This is a genomic window from Fodinicurvata sp. EGI_FJ10296, assembly GCF_040712075.1.
GTDB lineage: Bacteria > Pseudomonadota > Alphaproteobacteria > DSM-16000 > Inquilinaceae > JBFCVL01.
In genome coordinates this window covers 290,407-305,630 of the sequence record NZ_JBFCVL010000005.1, presented here as the reverse complement: position 1 = coordinate 305,630, position 15,224 = coordinate 290,407, and the positions used below count along the sequence as shown (strand labels likewise).

Here is a 15,224-nt window from a genome sequence, read left to right as displayed (position 1 = left end):
GCCCGCCAATGAGACGCTTTCTTTGTTCAATCGAAATAGTGGCCGGCAATCATGCAAAAGACGAACAGCGACGCCCTGGACTTTCGGGTGATGGAACTGATCGTGTCACGTCTGTGCCACGATCTCGTCAGTCCGGTCGGAGCCGTCAACAACGGCGTTGAACTGGTCGACGAACTGGGTCAGGACGTTCTCGACGATGCGATGGAACTGATCGGTCAATCGGCGCGGATCGCGTCCGCGCGCCTTGGAATGTTCAGGCTGGCCTTTGGCATGGCCGGTTCCGGCTCGCGGGTCAACTGGCGCGATACGCGCGCGGCGGCTCAGGCTTATATCGAAGTCGGCAAGGCGACGCTGGATTGGCCCGCCGACAGCATTCCATCGGAAGACGCATCGACGGACTTCCTGCGCTATGCCGCCAAGCTGGTGCTCAATGCGATTGTCATGACCGAGGAAGCGATGCCCGCCGGCGGCGCAATTGTCGTCGCGGTCCACGACACCGGCTTCACGATTGCCGCAACCGGCCGAACCGCACGGCTCTCTGACGAGTCGCAAGTTGCTCTCGCCGACCGGTCCGGGGTCGACGCGCTTACGGCCCGCTCTATCCACGCCTATATGGTGGGTCATTACGCTGGTCTTGCCGGCGCGATCGTCAGTCATGGCAGCGAACCGGCTGCTCTCGGCGATGGCACCCAGGGTGAGCGGCTGTCGATTACCGCCCGCCTCGAAGACGTATGATGTCCAGCGGCCACGCTTTCGACGCCTGATGCCATGCTGGTGTCCTTTACCGGTCCTTAATGTGTTCCTGAGACATTGGCTGCGACAGTTAATGCAGCGTTTTCCGGCGAAAACTAAGTAGTTCGGCGCGAATGCACGCCGGTCGGACAGGACCGCAAGCCCATAGGATGCAGCCATGGATGATTTGCTCAGTGAATTTTTGACTGAAACTTCAGAGAACCTTGCGGTTCTGGACGTCGAAATCGTAAAGCTCGAACGTAATCCCAATGATCCCGATCTTCTGAGCAATATTTTTCGTCTGGTTCACACGATCAAGGGCACATGCGGCTTTCTTGGACTGCCGCGGCTTGAGGCGGTCGCGCACGCCGCTGAAAACGTTCTCGGCAAATTCCGTGACGGCGAGCTCGAAGTCACCCCGACGGCCGTGACGCTGATTCTGACGTCTCTTGATACGATCAAGCAGATCGTGGGCGAACTCGAAGCCACCGAGAAGGAACCCGAAGGCGACGACAGCAAGCTGATCGAGAAACTGAATCGGCTGGCGGATGGTGAAGAACCCGATGTCAGCGATCTGGCTGCGCCATCGACCGGCGGTTCTGGCGGCGCGCCGGATGCAACTGCCCCGGACGCTGGTGCCGGTGCGGCAAGCGATTCCAGCTCCAGGGCTGTTCCGGCGGCTGCCGCCGCCGAGATGGACGCTGCAATTGCCGCCATGATGGACGACGAACCGGCGGACAAAACGCCGCCCGGCAGTGGGTCAACGGATCCGGCTCCCGCTGAAACGGCTCCCATGGCAGCGAGTCAGTTGCCTGCTGACTCGGCATCAGCCGATGACAGCGCCGGGCAACAGCCGGCATCGGTCGATGAACAGGCAAGCGAACAGCCGGAACCCGCAGCAGCAGCCGCTTCGTCGCCCGTGGCTGCGCAACAGCCCGAGGCACCAGCCCCGGCGCAGGCACCGGCCCAGGGACTGGCCCAGGGACTGGCCCAGGGACTGGCCCAGGCGCCGGCGACTACTGAAAAGGGCGCGTCGGACAAACCGGCCGCGGCGGCTCAGGAACCGGTTCCCGAGGCGCGGGAAAGCGTTGCCAGCCAGTCGATCCGGGTCAATGTCAACCTGCTCGAAAACCTGATGACGATGGTCTCCGAGCTGGTCCTGACGCGGAATCAGTTGCTTCAGATTCTCCGGCATCAGAAGGATTCCGAGTTCGCGGCTCCCTTGCAACGGCTCAACCATGTGACGTCGGAGCTTCAGGAAGGGGTGATGAAAACCCGGATGCAGCCGATCGGCAACGCCTGGGCCAAGTTGCCGCGAATCATCCGGGATCTCAGCCAGGATCTGAACAAGAGAATCGATCTTCAGATGCTGGGGGCGGATACGGAGCTGGATCGACAGGTGCTCGATCTGATCAAGGATCCGCTAACTCATATGGTCCGGAATTCCGCTGACCACGGGATCGAACCCGTGCCCGAGCGGGTGGCCGCAGGAAAGTCGGAAGTCGGAACGGTGCGTTTGAACGCCTATCACGAAGGCGGTCATATCATCATCGAGATCACGGACGACGGTCGTGGTCTCGCGGTCGACAAGATCAAGGCGAAAGCCATTGCCAACGGCCTCGCGACCGAGGCCGAGATCGCCAACCTGACCGAGATGCAGATTCAGCAGTTCATCTTCAAGGCAGGCTTTTCGACCGCCGCTCAGGTAACCAGCGTGTCCGGTCGGGGCGTGGGTATGGATGTGGTGCGCACGAACATCGAGAAGATCGGTGGCACCATCGAGTTGAAATCCCGGGAAGGGCGCGGATCGACCTTCATCATCAAGATTCCGCTGACCCTGGCCATCGTTTCCGCACTTGTTGTCGAGTGTGGCGGCGAACGGTTCGCCATTCCGCAGATCAGTGTGGTCGAACTGGTGCGGGCCGGTGGGAACAGCGAGCATTCGGTTGAACGCATCAACAACACACCCGTGCTTCGGTTGCGCGACAGGCTGCTTCCGCTCGTTTCGCTGCGCGAACTGCTCCATCTGGAGGACTCCCCCGGCGCAGAAGACGAAGGCGCACCCTCGGCCGAGGACGCTTTCATCGTCGTCGCTCAGGTGGGGACGTATAGCTTCGGCATCATTGTCGACCGTGTGTTCGATACCGAGGAAATCGTTGTCAAGCCGGTGGCCCCGATTCTGCGCCACATCGAAATGTTCTCCGGGAACACCATCCTCGGCGATGGCAGTGTGATCATGATCCTCGATCCCAACGGCATCGCATCGGCGACCGGAGAAGTTTCCATGGCCGAGGCGCTGGAGAATACCGAGACCAAGGTCAAGAGATCGCGGCGGGACGATGCGGTATCCCTTCTCGTCTTCCGGGCCGGCATGGGAACGAACGCCGATGCGCCAAAGGCGGTGCCGCTGGCCCTCGTCGCCCGGTTGGAAGACATCGATGCAAAGTCGATCGAATATTCCAACAACCACATGGTCGTTCAGTACCGCGACCGCCTGATGCCGCTGATCCCCTTCGACCCCGGCTTCAGTCTGGAAATGGCGCGCGCCGACGAATCCAGGACGCGCAGGCCGGTACTGGTTTTCGCCGATGGCGACCGCTCGATGGGCCTGATCGTCGACGAGATCGTCGACATCGTCGAACAGCCGCTGAAAGTGGAACTGGGTGGCGAGCGTACCGGCCTTCTGGGAAGCGCGATCATCGCCGGGCGTGCAACCGACGTGATCGATGCCGGTTACTTCCTGACCCAGGCCTATGATGACTGGTTCGAATCGAAGAGCGAGGCGCTGGAAGATGCCGAGGATCCGCCCAAGGTTCTGCTGATCGATGACAGCCCGTTCTTCCGCAACATGCTTTCCCCCCTGTTGACGGTGGCCGGCTATGAAGTGACGGCCGTCGCAGGCGCTGAAGAAGCGTTGGCCCAGCACGAAAGTGGTGCCGAATTCGAGGTCATCGTCAGCGATATCGAAATGCCGGGCATGAATGGCTTCGAGCTGGCCGAGAAGATCCGGACTCTCGACCGCTGGTCCAACCTGCCGATGATTGCGCTTTCCTCGCACGCCACACCCAAGGACCTCGACCGCGGTCGTCGCGCCGGGTTCACCGACTACGTCGCCAAATTCGACCGCGACGCCATCCTGTCTGCCATTCGAGATACGTTGGCACAGGTCAAGGAATTCTCCGGACGGGCGGCCTGAGATGGGCATGGACATGAGCCGGGCATGGGCCGGGAGTCGGCGTAACGAAGCGGCGACGCCAGGTCGAAAGCAGTAGAGCGCAAAATTCCGTTCTGACTCGGCACGCATCTACAGTGCGTTCCGGAGGATGTCCAAAGTGTCCCAGGGGCAAGCTTCCAGTATTGGGAAATGATGATGAAAACCTGCCTAGTTGTCGATGACAGTCGCGTCGTTCGGAAGGTAGCCCGACGGATACTGGAGGACCTGGATTTCGAATGCAGCGAGGCGGAAGACGGCAAGCAGGCTATGGACGCGTGCGGTCAGTCCATGCCGGATGCGATCCTGCTCGACTGGAACATGCCGGTAATGACGGGAATCGAGTTCCTTAAACGGCTGCGCAAGATGTCGGGTGGAACTGACCCCAAAGTCGTGTTCTGCACGACGGAAAACGACCTGGCTCACATACAGGAAGCCCTCAGCGCCGGAGCGAACGAATACATCATGAAGCCATTCGATAGCGAGATCATCCAGACGAAGTTTGCCCAGGTTGGTCTCATTTAAGGCGCGTGCGAGATGACACTACCGACTGGAACACAGTCCAGACCGCCATCGTCGGGTGCGGGCGCTATCAGAGTCATGGTGGTGGACGACAGTGCGGTCATCCGTGGACTGCTGTCGAAGGCGCTGGAGCAGGATCCTGACATCGAGGTCGTCGCTTCGGTCGGCAATGGGCAGATGGCGGTCAACACCGCCGGCCGCATGGAAATTGATGTGATCGTGCTCGACATCGAGATGCCCGTAATGGACGGCCTGACCGCGCTTCCGCTGCTGCTGAAGGCGTCGCCTCGCACCCGGATCGTCATGGCATCGACCCTGACCCGGCGCGGCGCCGACATCACGATGAAAGCGATGAGGGCAGGGGCGGCCGACTATCTCCCGAAACCGACAGCCACCCGGGATATTCACGGAGCCGACGGGTTTCGCCAGGAACTCGTTCAGAAGGTCAAGGCGTTGGGACGGGCGGTCCGTCCGGCTGCTCCGACCGGCGGGACCTCGGGTACGGGCGCGTCGACGGCTGCGTCGGAAAGACCAGTGCGGAGGCCCGGAGACGCGCCATCCGCCAATACAAGATCTGCGGCGCCGATTCTTCGCCCGGTACCCCGAGGATTCAATCCGGCAATCGTGGCTATCGGCAGTTCCACGGGCGGTCCCCAGGCATTGTTCGAGGTCATCGGCGCGCTGTCGCCAAAGCGGGGCGGGGCCTTGTCCGTTCCCATAATCGTCACGCAGCACATGCCCGCGACCTTCACGACGATTCTCGCTGAGCACATTGCGCGTCAATGCGACATCGAAGCCATTGAGGTCAGTGATGGAGAGGTGCTCCGGCCGGGCCGTGTTCATATTGCGCCGGGCCAGTTCCACATGGTCGTTGGCGGCAACGCCGCGTCTCCGGTCTTGCGCATCAACCAGGATCCGCCTGAGAACTTCTGCCGCCCGTCTGTCGATCCCATGATGCGCAGTGTCGTCAAGGCTTTCGGTGGCCGCAGTTTGGCGGTCATTCTGACGGGTATGGGGCATGACGGCCTGAGTGGGTGCCGACAGGTGGTCGAAGCCGGTGGCGTGGTCATAGCTCAGGATGAAGCGTCCAGCGTGGTCTGGGGCATGCCGGGCGCCGTTGCGACTGGTGGCCTGTGTTCGGAAGTCTTGCCGCTTGCAAAGCTGGGACCGTCGGTTCGCAAGCTTTTGGCGCATTGAGTATGAGGTATGGTCCGGAGGACTGGCAATGAAGACCGATGACTTCAACTACCTGCGGACACTGCTCCACCAGCGTTCGGGACTCGTCGTGACGCCCGATAAATCCTATTTGCTGGAAAGCCGGCTGATGCCTGTGGCGCGAAAGTGGCAGGTCAAGTCGTTGGATGATCTTGTTCAGTTGGCCAGAACGCGTCGGCAGGAGTCGCTCCTGAACGACATCACCGAAGCGATGACGACAAACGAATCGTCGTTCTTTCGCGACAGCAAGCCGTTCGAACTGTTCAAATCCGTGGTCCTGCCGCATCTGCTGGAGGCGAGGTCGGCCAGGAAATCGTTTCGCATCTGGTCCGCCGCCTGTTCCAGCGGTCAGGAACCGTATTCGCTTGCCATGCTGTTGCACGAAGAGGCGGCAAGGCTGCGCGGCTGGAAGATTGAAATCGTCGGCACCGATCTGTCAACCGAGATGATCGACCGCTGCCGCGCCGGTGTCTACACCCAGTTCGAAATACAGCGCGGTCTTCCTATTACTCATCTTGTGAAATACTTCAAGCAGGTCGGCGACAAATGGTACATATCCGACGAATTGAAAAAAATGGTCACCTGGCGGACATTCAATCTGCTGGATAACATGAGCGGGCTCGGCCAGTTCGATGTCGTCTTCTGCCGGAATGTATTGATTTATTTCGATCAGGCAAACAAGACGAAGGTACTGGACGGTATCAGCAAGGTGATGCCCGCGGATGGACATCTGTTCCTGGGTGGCGCCGAGACGGTTCTGGGAGTGAGCGATCGATTCCGTCCCGTGGACGGCCGGCGCGGTCTTTACGAGCCCGCGGCCAAAGCCGCTGGCTCGGTTCGGGGTGGGCAGCCAGCCCTGGCGCAATCCAAATCGTGATAGGGCCGGATCCTGACTGGCGAACCACACTATTTCCGCGCTGGCGGCTTTGGGCTGCCGCGCGGGAAAAGTGGTTGATGCAGCACAATCAGTGAGGCGACCGGATCGCGAGAAAGCAACGGGTCCAATGCCCGGCAGGAAGGCTGTTGCGATGGGGCGAATGCGGGGTTGCGAATGCCGGCCCGTGTGCGGCCGCAGTCATCAGGTGCGTCAGGCGTTCGCGAGCTGCTTGGTGCCCTTTTTCTTGGCGGGAGGTTCGCGACTCGCCGAGGGATCGCGCAGGACATAGCCGCGTCCCCATACTGTCTCGATGTAGTTCTCGCCGCCGGTCGACTGCGCCAGCTTTTTTCGGAGTTTGCAGACGAACACGTCGATGATTTTGAGTTCGGGTTCGTCCATCCCGCCATACAGATGATTCAGGAACATTTCCTTGGTCAGCGTTGTGCCCTTGCGCAACGACAGAAGTTCGAGAATCCCATATTCCTTGCCCGTCAGATGAAGGGGCTGCCCGGCAACTTCAACCGTCCGGGTATCCAGATTGACGGTCAGCTGCCCGGTCTGGATCACACTGTCCGAGTGGCCCTTGGAGCGGCGGACAATTGCGTGAATCCGGGCGATGAGTTCCCGCTTGTCGAACGGCTTGGTCAGATAATCGTCCGCGCCGACCCCCAGACCCTTGATCTTGTGGTCCATTTCACTCAATCCGGAAAGGATGAGAATCGGCGTATCGACGCGGGCCGAACGCAGGCGACGGAGCACCTCGTATCCGTCCATGTCCGGGAGCATGATGTCGAGAATGATGATGTCATAGTCATAGAGCTTGCCGATCTCGAGGCCATCTTCGCCCATATCGGTCAGATCGATAACGAATCCTTCGGTCTGCAGCATCAATTCTATGCTCTTGGCCGTTGCGCTATCGTCTTCAACCAGAAGAACCCGCATATCTCAAACCTTTCAACCAAGGAGGGCGTCTTGCGCCTCAGCCAAGGGGAATGACAATCTACCCTATATTATCGCCCCGAATTAGCGTCCCGTTCAAGGAATGACCGATCTGAGGCTTCTTAACCAAACTTAAGTTCTAAAGGTTAATCAGCCGTAAAAGGTTAATAGATAAAACGCTGCGGGCTTTACGCCTGATTAACCAGGCGAATCCTAGCATGCCGCTATCGTAGCAGAACGAGGCTTTGGCGGCGATCCCGACCTTGTCCTCGGCCTGGGTATCGTCCCGGAGCGCGACGTCGGCAGGCACGAAGTTACCGGAGTATCGGGTGGAATGATTCCAGACGGCAGAGTGTCGGACGATGTCGGGAGTGCGATCGCGGAGGCGCTGAATGAAGTGCGTCCGTGGCGGATTTTTGGACGGGTTGTGGGCGTTCAGGGTTTGCTTGTCGAGGTCGCCGGGATCGAGCGGCGGCTTTCCATCGGCGGGCGGTGCGATGTTATTTCCAGAAGCGGCCGGCGGATACCGTGCGAGGTCGTCGGATTCCGGGAGACACGCGCCCTTCTCATGCCGCTGGGAAGTCTGCAGGACGTGGGCCTGGGATGCCGCGCCGAACTGGTTGAGCGTACGCCGGCCGTCTATCCCTCCAACGCATGGCTGGGACGGGTCGTCAACGCTCTGGGCGAACCGATCGACGGCAAGGGTCCCATACAGGCCGGGCCGACGGCGGCTCCGCTGCGGAACGATCCGCCACCCGCCGGGCTGCGGTCGCGTCTGGGAGGGAAGGTCGATGTGGGCGTTCGCGCGCTGAATTCCTTTATCACCTGTTGCCGCGGTCAGAGAATGGGCATCTTCGCCGGCTCCGGTGTCGGCAAATCCGTACTCATGTCGATGCTGGCCCGCTATACCCAGTCGGATGTCGCCGTTATCGGCCTGATCGGAGAGCGGGGCCGCGAAGTCCAGGAATTCATCGAAGACGACCTGGGGCCGGAAGGGCTCGCACGGTCTGTCGTCGTTGTGGCCACGTCGGACGAGTCGCCGCTGATGCGCCGTCAGGCAGCCTATACGACGCTTTCGGTGGCGGAAAGTTTCCGTGACCGTGGAAAGCATGTGCTGTGCATGATGGACAGCATTACCCGGTTCGCCATGGCGCAGCGCGAAATCGGCCTGTCGGCGGGTGAGCCTCCCACGAGCAAGGGGTATCCTCCGACCACCTTCGGCGAACTGCCCCGATTACTGGAGCGCGCGGGACCGGGGATTGGCGCAGGGGCCATCACGGCGCTATTCACGGTCCTCGTGGAAGGCGACGATCACAACGAGCCGATCGCCGACGCGGTGCGGGGCATCGTTGACGGCCATATCGTGCTCGAACGCAAGATTGCCGAGCGCGGCCGTTATCCGGCGATCAACATCCTGCGTTCGGTTTCCAGATCGATGCCCGCGTGCAATACGGCCGAAGAGACGGAACTGATCCGGCGTGCACGCCTGGTGATGAGTACCTATGAGGATATGGCAGAAATGATCCGGCTCGGTGCGTACAGGCAGGGCACCGATGCTGGCGTCGATGAAGCGATCCGGCTCAACCCGGCGCTGGAGGCATTCCTTACCCAGACAAAGGATGAGCATACAGGCCTGGACGAAGGGTTCGCGCGTTTGGCCAGAATTCTCGGTGTCCCCTGGAAGAAGACGGCGTCTGATCCCTCTTCTGACGGCGATGAGGCGGCCAGGCGAACCGGGCGGGGCGAAGGCATCAGGATCAGCGAATCGGATCGGCGTCGATCCGGGGGTAAACGGCAGGGTAAGGCATGAGTTCACTGGATACGTTGATTCGCCTGCATCGTTGGCAGCTCGATGAAAAGCGGCGTTCTGTAGCCGAGCTGGAAACACTTGTCCAATCGCTGCAGGATCAGATCGACCGTCTCGACGAAGAGATCGTCGCCGAACGGGGTGCGGCAGAAATCAGGGACAATCCGGCTGCGACCATGACGTTCGGCGCCTATCTGAAGGCGACGGACCTGCGCCGGGAGACGCTCAAGGCATCGATGAAGCACGCAAAGCAGAAGTTGTCGGCTGCGCAGGATGAAATAAACGAGGCGTTTCAAACTGTTAAGAGGTTCGAGGTCGTGCGGGATGACCGCGCTTCGACAGCGACACTCCGCAACCGCCGGATCGAGGGTGCCGCGCTTGATGAGATCGCAGTGTCTGCGCACGAGCGAAAGAAGAGGGGTAAAGACTCCTTCAATGAAGTGTAAATGAGGCATTTAGGTGACATTGATGAAAAATAGCAGGTAGTGGCATCGACAGGCTTTGCGATCGCGACCATGGACCGTTTTGCGATTTTTCAGCTTGTGATAAAAGCGGGTAACAGGCCGGTATTTCGACAATTATACTTGTAATTCCAACCGTTTCGGCCGAGATTGCGGCTTAGCGATGGTTATTGTGAGACGGATATCGGCTGGTGTGGACCAGCGGTGGAACATCCCGCATCATCTGCATATCCCGGTCTACCGGGATTAATACGTTCGGTTCGCGGGGAACCGGATATTTGCCCACCAAGAAGAAGGGGAGAAGTCAAATGGCATTCAATCTGAAAAAGCTCACCATCCCGGCTGCGCTCGTTGCTGTGACCTTTGGTGCTGCTGCGTGCGCTCAGCAGAGCGACGCTGACATGGCTGCTGCCGCGAATGCTCAGGCCTCGGCCGAACAGGCAGCTCAGGCTGCCCAGGAAGCGCGCGCTGCTGCACAGCAAGCTGCCGCCGCCGCAGAGCGGATGGAACGGATGTCGGCTTCCGACATGCGTAAATAAGCGGACCCTTTCAGGTTCGTGACCTTCGGAGCGGCCGGATCAACGCGCGTTTCGCGCGCTGGTCCGGCCGCCCGCTGGCTCTGCGTCAGCTATCGCAAGGTGGGTGGGCAGAGCTTTTTTGCGTTTCGCAGGATAATTGCTGCCGGTAGCGGTTCGCTTTGGCAGCGGAATATGGATCAACGCATAATGGGGCAGTTGGAATCCGGCGATGCCGAATGGCTTGAGATCTACACCGAACGGCTCTCGGCCCATGGTCGATCGGTCAGGAACGACGCCCGCTTGAGCGATCCTCAGGTAACGGTGAAACGCCGTAGTCCGGTATGCGGCAGCACGATCACCCTCGATCTCAATCGTGACGGCGACATCATTACTGAAATCGGCTTTGCCGTCCGGGCCTGCGCGCTGGGGCAGGCCGGTACTTCGATCCTTGCCTCGGTGCTTCCGGGACGTTCCGTCAGCGAGGCCATCCAGATCCGCGATGCCGTTCAGTCAATGCTGACCTCGCCAGAGGCGAGCCTTCCCGGCGGGATCTGGCAGGATCTCGAATTGCTGCTGCCGGCGCGCGACCTTCGCTCCCGGCACGGTTCGGTCATGCTGCCGTTCGATGCCGTGGTTGAGGCGATCGAAAGATCGGACAAGGCGATCGAAGGCAGACCGGATCAGCCCGACCAATCCGGATGACCCCCTAGATCGCCTTTGAATATTTTTCGCCTGTCTTCGCCAGATATTCGTCAAAGGCCGCCGCAACGGATCGGACCAGCAGCCGAGCCTCACGGGCTATGGACAGACGATTGCCGTCCCATTCGACCAATCCGGCATTTCCCAGATGTTCGAGCGAGCTTGCGGCATCGTCGAAGATCCGCTGAATCTGGTCCCGCAAACCGGGATGCCGCCGGGCAACGTCGTCGATCGAAACCGATGACGTGCACATGAGGGCGTTTATCGCATCTCCCCTGAGGCGGTCTTCCCGCGTCAGTTCATAGCCACGATTGGTGGCGAGACGTCCGTCGTGTATGGAGCGGGAATAGGCTGCAATTGACGTATCGTTGCCGGTGTATCCCTGGCGCAGTGTGCTGATGGCGGACGCGCCGAATCCGAGGATCGTATCGCACGGATCCGTTGTGTAGCCCTGGAAGTTCCGCCGCAGCGTACCGTCGCGATGGGCGATGGCCATACTGTCGTCAGGCCGGGCGAAGTGATCGATGCCGATGGCAACATAGCCAGCATCAGCCAGAACATCCGCCATGGCAGTGAATTGCGCGGCGCGATCATGCGCATCGGGCAGCGTTTCGTCCGGTATCAGCCGTTGATGCGGCTTGGCCCAGGGAATGTGGGCGTACCCGAAAATGCTGATCCGGTCGGGCGACAAGGCGAGGAGCGTCCATACCGTCTGCGCGGCGGACTCCACTGTCTGATAAGGCAGACCATAGATGAGATCGAAGCTGATGCGCCGGATGCCGACATCGCGCACGCTCGCCACAGCCGCTGCCACCTGTTCAAATGGCTGGATGCGGCCGATCGCTGCCTGGACGCGCGCGTCAAGGGTCTGGATGCCAAAGCTGACGCGGTTGACGCCCATCGCGGCGAGATCGCGCGGCGGCACCGATGCCATGTGTCGGGGGTCGAGTTCGATGGCGCATTCGGCGGCCGGATCGAGTGTGAAGCGGTCGGCCAATCGCCGCCTGATGGCCTTCATCCGCTCTGTCCCGAGAATGCCGGGTGTGCCGCCGCCCCAATGAATGTGCCCGGCTTTCATGGCGTCCGGCATGCGATCCGCCACCAGGTCGATCTCGCGCTGCAGGACGGCGGCGTAGGCATCAATCGGATCGTCCCGGCGTGTTATCTTGGTCGTACAACCGCAATACCGGCACATGGAACGGCAATAGGGGACATGCAGATAGAGCGATACCGGCCGGTCAATCGGCAAGGCCGCCAGCCAATCTGCGTGGTCGGCTGCCCAGGCTTCCGGACCGTTCCCCGAACCGAAGGCCGGGGCGGTGGGATAGCTTGTATATCGTGGAAGACGTTCCTCGGCCATTCTGGATATGATAGCGTCGGCAGTCGTGCCCGCCCCGGTCCTGACGGTTTCGGACTGGGCGGCCGGTGGCCGGCAAGGTTCCGGCCGGAACGATCCGGGATTGTCGATCCGTTGATGTTTCATCATGGCGCTCATTTTTGTGGTCCGGCCGATTTTTGGGCCGCAAGCGCCGCGCGGCATTGATCCCGATCAATCGATTGACGATCTATATGTATTGATATTGGCGCCGGCCGCCGCCCTGGCTGGAAACGGCTTACGGGATTGGCGGAGCGCCGCTGATCAGGATTTGCTTATCAGGATTTGTGCCAAGCGATGAAAGACGAACTTTACAATGTTTTGGGTCTGACCCGGTCGGCGACGGATGACGATATCCGCAAGGCTTATCGCAAGCTCGCCAAGCGCTATCATCCGGACGTCAATCCGAACGACGCCAAAGCCGAGGAGATGTTCAAGAAGGTCGGCGCTGCCTATGCGATCTTGAGTGACGCCGAGAAGCGCGAGCAGTACGACGCGGGGATGATTGGTGCCGATGGTGAGCCTGTGATGCGGCAGGGTTGGCCAGGTGCAGGTGCTGGTGCAGGGGCTGGCGGACCCGGTGGCGGTACCCGTTGGGAATGGCGCAGCACCGGCCAGGGTCACGCCGATGCGGACGACATCTTCTCCGACCTCTTTCGCAGCATGGGCGGCGACGGCCGACAGACCGGCCAGGGTTTTGGCGGCTCCGGTTTCGGTGGCCAGACCCGACGGGCGCGGGGTCGAGATGTCGCCTATACCCTGACCGTCCCATTCGTGCAGGCAGCCGTTGGCGGCAAACGACCGATCAAGTTGATCGACGGCCGCACAATTACCGTCACCATTCCCGAAGGGGTGGACGACGGGCAGACGCTGCGTTTGCGCGGGCAGGGAGAACAGGGACGTGCCGGTGGCCCGGCCGGCGATGCGCTGGTCGAGATCCATGTCCAGCCTGATTCCCGGTTCGAACGCCACGGCAAGGATATTCATGCCGATCTCAAGGTCGGTCTGCGTGAGGCCGTGCTGGGAGGGCGAGTGACAGCTCAGACCGTTCACGGTCCGGTATCGGTGTCGGTCAAGCCCAATACGAGCAGTGGGACCCGTATGCGCCTGAAGGGCAAGGGCATCGACGGCGGCGATCACTATGCGCGCGTAATGATCGCGCTGCCGGCGGAAAAGGATCCTGAACTGACGGCATTCGTGAAGAACTGGCAGCAGGCCACGTCCGATCAGGCCTGATCGTCATCGTCCGAAACACAACCCGGTCGCAATTGCCGATCGCAATTGCCGGGAGCCGGAAGCCGTGATATCTACGTCCTGAAGCTGCATTTCGCACGCATAAGGCGCAACGCAACAGCGCCCTTCAGGATGGGAGTCCGGTTACGCCATGAATCCGAGACACGGTTTTCGCCGAAGCCACCGGCACATGCTTCTCATGTCGGCCGTCGGCGCCGCAGCGACGGCGGTCGTTCAGACGGCGCCGACGCCAGCCGTCGGGGCCGGATTTTATATCAAGGAACAAGGCGTGACGGGGCTCGGCCGCGCTTTCGCCGGCGAATCCGCGATGGCCGAGGATGCCAGCACGATCTTCTTCAATCCCGCCGGCATGACCTATCTCGATCGCGCGGAAGTGCAGGCCAACGGTCATCTGCTGGTTCCGCAAACATCGATGACCGACACCGGAACGGCCCAGCCGCCCGGGTGGCCGGTCGGCGGTGACGGCGGCAATCCCTATGAGCCCAGTCTGGTGCCTAATCTGTACGGCGCCATTCCCGTGACAGAGAGCGGCGATATCTGGGTCGGGATCGGATTGAGTGCGCCGTTCGGCCTCTCCAACGAATACGATGAAGATTGGTTCGGCCGGTACGACAGCATCGAGACATCGCTGAAGACCATCAATGTCGCGCCGACCGTAGCGTGGCGGGTGAATGACTATTTCGCCATCGGCGCGGGGCTGGACGTGCAGCACGCCGAGGCCAAGCTGACGCAGGCGGCGGCGACCGCGTTGCCCGGTCCGGTGCCCGGCCCGGACGCCCTGGTGACGGTGGAGGGCGAAACGACATCGATCGGGTTCAATGTCGGGGCGATCGTCGAGCCAATTGCCGGAACGAGAATCGGTGTCCATTATCGGTCTGCCATGTCGCACGATCTGGACGGTACCGTCACCGTCGATTCAGCAGCCGTTACTCAGGATTCTGATGGCAGCGCCGGGCTGGATCTTCCCGATATCGTCGCCGTCGGCATTGCCCATGAAGCGACCGACCGTCTCACCCTGATGGCAGAGTACAACTACTACGGATGGTCGCGGTTCGATGAAATCCGCGTCGAAGCGGATAGGGCTGCGCTGAGTCGGGTGACGCCGCAGAATTATCGCGACTCGTATTCTATCTCTATCGGCGCCCAGTACGACGCGACCGAGCGGTTGACGGTTCGCGGTGGCGCCCAATACGACACCACGCCTACTCGCGACGGCTTCCGCAGTTCGCGCACCCCCGATGGCGACCGAACCTGGCTGTCGGCCGGGCTTTCCTTTGACGTCACCGAGGATCTGACCACCGATCTGGCCTATACCTATATCGATATTTCCGATGAGGATGTCGATCTCCAGCGTTCACTTTTGGACGGTGCAGCCGCCAGTAACATTCAGGCAAGCATCGACTCCGATGTCCATATCGTCGCCGCCGGCTTGCGCTATCGGTTCTGAGGAGCGTCCGAACCGGGCTGCTGACGCTCCCGTTCGACCATGGCGCCACCGGGTGACACACCGCTCCTGGTGAGCACCATGGCCGACCTTACGGGTGCGACGGTCGCGCACGCGACGATTTCAATCCACTGCCAACTTTTGATTCAGGTCATCGCGTCGGGCAGCGA

At 60.8% G+C, this 15,224-nt stretch carries 14 protein-coding genes; 12 read left to right on the top strand and 2 right to left on the bottom strand.

What is annotated here, in order from left to right; translation table 11 throughout:
- Positions 1-51: 51 nt before the first annotated feature.
- From ABZ728_RS12755 to ABZ728_RS12735, 5 genes are all read left to right on the top strand, one after another.
- Entirely contained in the window at positions 52-735 is a 684-nt protein-coding gene (locus ABZ728_RS12755) for a histidine phosphotransferase family protein (protein WP_366656540.1), read from the top strand.
- A gap of 175 nt (positions 736-910) precedes the next feature.
- Positions 911-3,928 carry a chemotaxis protein CheW gene (locus tag ABZ728_RS12750; RefSeq protein ID WP_366656539.1) on the top strand — a complete coding sequence of 1,006 codons (3,018 nt, stop codon included), beginning with the start codon at positions 911-913 and terminating at the stop codon, positions 3,926-3,928.
- Between the two features lie 174 nt (positions 3,929-4,102).
- Positions 4,103-4,468: a response regulator gene (locus tag ABZ728_RS12745; RefSeq protein ID WP_366656538.1), complete on the top strand. Its 366-nt coding sequence runs from the start codon at positions 4,103-4,105 to the stop codon at positions 4,466-4,468.
- A 12-nt stretch (positions 4,469-4,480) separates the two neighbouring features.
- Positions 4,481-5,662: a chemotaxis response regulator protein-glutamate methylesterase gene (locus ABZ728_RS12740; protein ID WP_366656537.1), complete on the top strand. Its 1,182-nt coding sequence runs from the start codon at positions 4,481-4,483 to the stop codon at positions 5,660-5,662.
- A gap of 28 nt (positions 5,663-5,690) precedes the next feature.
- Positions 5,691-6,557, top strand: coding sequence for a protein-glutamate O-methyltransferase (locus ABZ728_RS12735; RefSeq protein WP_366656536.1), 867 nt, complete (start codon positions 5,691-5,693; stop codon positions 6,555-6,557).
- Positions 6,558-6,767: 210 nt separating this feature from the next.
- Here the strand turns inward: ABZ728_RS12735 and ctrA are convergent, their stop codons facing one another.
- Positions 6,768-7,499, bottom strand: coding sequence for a response regulator transcription factor CtrA (gene ctrA / locus ABZ728_RS12730; protein WP_366656535.1), 732 nt, complete (start codon positions 7,497-7,499; stop codon positions 6,768-6,770).
- A gap of 331 nt (positions 7,500-7,830) precedes the next feature.
- On the opposite strand from ctrA, the gene fliI reads away from it, so the two are divergent.
- The 4 genes from fliI to ABZ728_RS12710 all read left to right on the top strand — a co-directional run bounded on the left by fliI (position 7,831) and on the right by ABZ728_RS12710 (position 10,984).
- The gene (fliI, locus tag ABZ728_RS12725; RefSeq protein WP_366656534.1) at positions 7,831-9,306 is read left to right on the top strand and encodes a flagellar protein export ATPase FliI; all 1,476 of its coding nucleotides are present in this window, start codon (positions 7,831-7,833) and stop codon (positions 9,304-9,306) included.
- Positions 9,303-9,749 carry a flagellar export protein FliJ gene (locus ABZ728_RS12720; RefSeq protein ID WP_366656532.1) on the top strand — a complete coding sequence of 149 codons (447 nt, stop codon included), beginning with the start codon at positions 9,303-9,305 and terminating at the stop codon, positions 9,747-9,749. Before fliI ends, ABZ728_RS12720 begins: the two co-directional genes overlap by 4 nt.
- A 323-nt stretch (positions 9,750-10,072) precedes the next feature.
- Entirely contained in the window at positions 10,073-10,303 is a 231-nt protein-coding gene (locus tag ABZ728_RS12715) for a hypothetical protein (RefSeq protein ID WP_366656531.1), read from the top strand.
- Positions 10,304-10,474: 171 nt separating this feature from the next.
- A complete protein-coding gene (locus ABZ728_RS12710) occupies positions 10,475-10,984 on the top strand; it encodes an iron-sulfur cluster assembly scaffold protein (protein ID WP_366656530.1) in 510 nt (169 codons plus the stop codon).
- A gap of 4 nt (positions 10,985-10,988) precedes the next feature.
- Here the strand turns inward: ABZ728_RS12710 and hemN are convergent, their stop codons facing one another.
- Positions 10,989-12,467: an oxygen-independent coproporphyrinogen III oxidase gene (gene hemN / locus ABZ728_RS12705; RefSeq protein WP_366656529.1), complete on the bottom strand. Its 1,479-nt coding sequence runs from the start codon at positions 12,465-12,467 to the stop codon at positions 10,989-10,991.
- Between hemN and ABZ728_RS12700 the strand changes: the two genes are divergently transcribed.
- The 3 genes from ABZ728_RS12700 to ABZ728_RS12690 all read left to right on the top strand — a co-directional run bounded on the left by ABZ728_RS12700 (position 12,466) and on the right by ABZ728_RS12690 (position 15,057).
- Positions 12,466-12,657, top strand: coding sequence for a hypothetical protein (locus ABZ728_RS12700; protein WP_366656528.1), 192 nt, complete (start codon positions 12,466-12,468; stop codon positions 12,655-12,657). The genes hemN and ABZ728_RS12700 overlap by 2 nt on opposite strands.
- The gene (locus ABZ728_RS12695; protein ID WP_366656526.1) at positions 12,654-13,592 is read left to right on the top strand and encodes a J domain-containing protein; all 939 of its coding nucleotides are present in this window, start codon (positions 12,654-12,656) and stop codon (positions 13,590-13,592) included. The genes ABZ728_RS12700 and ABZ728_RS12695 overlap by 4 nt, the downstream gene beginning before the upstream one ends.
- A 148-nt stretch (positions 13,593-13,740) precedes the next feature.
- On the top strand, positions 13,741-15,057 hold the full coding sequence (locus ABZ728_RS12690) for an outer membrane protein transport protein (protein WP_366656525.1): 1,317 nt from the start codon (positions 13,741-13,743) through the stop codon (positions 15,055-15,057).
- The last annotated feature ends 167 nt before the right edge of the window (positions 15,058-15,224 follow it).